2 protein-coding genes are annotated in these 1823 nt (G+C 34.3%); both read right to left on the bottom strand.

Annotation, left to right across the window (positions count from 1 at the left end):
• The coding region (locus tag ACKTTC_RS12800) for a hypothetical protein (RefSeq protein ID WP_408040233.1) at nt 1–1567 on the bottom strand (1567 nt) is incomplete at its 3' end.
• Nucleotides 1568–1588: 21 nt separating this feature from the next.
• On the bottom strand, nt 1589–1823 hold a 235-nt coding region (locus ACKTTC_RS12795; RefSeq protein WP_408040232.1), incomplete at its 5' end, for a hypothetical protein.

Below are 1823 nucleotides of genomic sequence, written 5' to 3'. Positions count from 1 at the left end.
ATTTTAATTGAGTTTCTGTGACTGAATTTGGATTAATTGCAGGTGTTTTAACAAAACCAAAATAAGTAGGTGCGATACCTCTGTTATGTTCATAGGTAAATCGGGTAACACCACCTGTAGGATATTTGATCTCTTCTAATAAACCTGCTTTGGAATTCTCTACATGAACACGCCTATCTGGCTTGTAAAAGCCATAGTCAAACATACGTAAAAAAGGACCGTTGTTTTCTGCGCCATTATAATATCCCCAATAGTCTTGACGGGTAGAAAAACGACTTGGTAATACTGTAGCATTATAGGTAAACTCATATGGAGGTAATGCTGTATCATCTTGTCCTTTTTCTACAATATTGTCTAAAAACATACGTTTAAATGACTTGCTAAATAAGGTTGGGTTTCCTGTTATATAAGGCAATAAATTACTTGTATCTGTACTAGTGGTATAGCGGTAGTTTAAATCAAAAGCTTTGATTTGTTTGCCATCTTTGTCTAAAATTCGAATCTTATCTAAGGCATATCCATTATAATCCTGACGCCCTGTAATTTCTCTATCAAAATGAATCGTTCCTTGGCTATACTCAATCTTGGATAAATGATTTTCTGTAGTGCTTATTCTAGAAATTTTACTACTAATTGCGTCTAAGTTCCCTACATTACCAACGCTATTGGTAACCGTACCTGTAGGATCATGCTTATCATATGACTTTTCGTAACGTACAAAACTCTCTGGTAAATACGTATAACTAATCAGCTCTCCATATGGGGTTTCAATATCCATTAATTTCCAAGAACTATAATTTCCTTCAAAAGCGCCATGTCCATCTGGAACTTGATTCCCATTATAATAAATAGAGGTACCTATAGAAGAGTTTTGAATATCTCTTCCAAATCGTAAACCATCTTTGGAAACTCCGTAATAAAAAATATTTCCATTGGCATCTTTTATTTCAAAAGAAACAATTTTTCCTAAATCTGTAGATTCTCTATTATAGTTAATCTCTACATCCGCAAAACTTTGAATTATGGGTTGTAAATCTTCATAATCTAATACAAACTTACCACTGGTTGCTCCTCCGCTAAAAGTAAATTGATCTGGATAAAAATCATAACCCGCATCTATAGCTTCTTTATTATCTACACTAGCCCTTGTGTTTAGGTCTGTAGAAAATGTTTTAAAATCTAAACGATTTCTAAAATAAGTATAAGTTCCTGCGCCATCATCTGCTTTCCCTCTGGCTTGTCTGGAAATATCACCACCATAAGTAAGCGACCAACCTTGCCCTGTTCTTGGCGCAACTTCTGATACTTTGACACCACGGCCATGATAACTTAAACTAATAGGAATTTGCAAGCCTTGCACTGCAATAGTATGAATTGGAATGGACACATTAGCCAAGCCTGTATAATATGACACTGGAACTTTTGTAAATCTAGATAAGGCTGCTGCCTCTGGCGAGGGAGGAGCAACTTCAGGTAAAAAATTACCCTGAGTAGTACCGCCTCCTGATTGGCTATAGCACATAGCACCATATAGTACCGTTAAGGTACACAACAATAATTTTCTCATGAAATGATATGTTTAGGTAAGTTAATTGTTTAAATGCATTGGAATAATTTGGTTGAATTCTTTGTATGTTAGTACCAAAGTAAAACCAAGCAATACTTCTTTTAGATGACTTTTTAAATAGCATATGTTTTTTTGTTTATCGAAATCTCGAAGGAATTCTTTTTCTTGTGCTTTTAGTCCCCAATATAGCAATGTGAGACTAGCAATATTCAATTGCTTTTTCATATCTATAGTTAATTTTAATTTTACAGTTTTA

This window comes from Tenacibaculum amylolyticum, from assembly GCF_964511145.1.
Lineage (GTDB): Bacteria > Bacteroidota > Bacteroidia > Flavobacteriales > Flavobacteriaceae > Polaribacter > Polaribacter amylolyticum.
The sequence above is the reverse complement of the archived record's forward strand: the minus strand, read 5'-3'. Positions and strand labels throughout refer to the sequence as shown.